This window comes from Bartonella sp. MR168JLCBS (genome assembly GCF_042194175.1).
On sequence record NZ_JBHIMP010000383.1, the window covers coordinates 1 to 703 of the forward strand.

2 protein-coding genes are annotated in these 703 nt (G+C 36.8%); both read right to left on the minus strand.

The genetic code is table 11. From position 1 onward, the window contains the following. Positions 1–10: 10 nt before the first annotated feature. On the minus strand, positions 11–409 hold the full coding sequence (locus tag ACFIK8_RS11525) for an NADH:ubiquinone oxidoreductase subunit NDUFA12 (protein ID WP_042995394.1): 399 nt from the start codon (positions 407–409) through the stop codon (positions 11–13). Positions 410–591: 182 nt separating this feature from the next. Beyond that, positions 592–703, minus strand: a 112-nt coding sequence (locus tag ACFIK8_RS11530) for a hypothetical protein (RefSeq protein WP_375669505.1), incomplete at its 5' end; no start/stop codon positions are given.

Sequence of the window (703 nt, forward strand, 5' to 3'; positions counted from 1 at the left end):
ACTAAATACTTTATTCTTTAGGCGACCATGCATTATAATCTTCATATCTATAGGAACGCTCATCGTTATGAACAATGGAGCCCTTTGGTCTATAAGCTGCACTTGTCCCTGTCATATTAGCAACATGGGGCTTTTCCCATTCATACGGCTGATAATTCTCCTGCGTAGGTAAACAATCACAGCGGTGATGAATCCAACCATGCCAACCTGGTGGGATGGTAGAAGCTTCAGAATAATCTTTATAAATTACCCAACGACGTAAATAACCATCTTTATGATAGCCACCTTCATAATAAATATTCCCAAACTGGTCCTCCCCTACACGTTTGCCTTTCCACCACGTAAAAAAGCGCGTATTGATGGTATTACCACTCCACCACGTAAAAACTTGTTTTAAAAAACTCGCCATCCTTTCTTCCATTTCTTAGCATATCTACAAAATCAACTTTCGGAATAAACCTGTTATGACGCTTAAAATTACTAGAGATAAAAATTACCGATAAACTCAACCATAACTTAGTTTGATATGAAAACTTTAATTCGTATTTCTCAGCTACAATATCATATTTATAGATTTTTCTCCACCCCATATTAATCTATACCAAGTTTTACCTTAACCAGTTCATTAACAGTTTGAGGATTTGCCTTACCACCCGTTGCTTTCATTACCTGTCCAACAAACCAACCAATCAAAGTAGGTTTT

Bases quoted from the DNA above. Each gene is read 5' to 3' on its own strand.
- ACFIK8_RS11525 (WP_042995394.1), bottom strand. From the start codon at position 409: ATGGCGAGTTTTTTAAAACAAGTTTTTACGTGGTGGAGTGGTAATACC.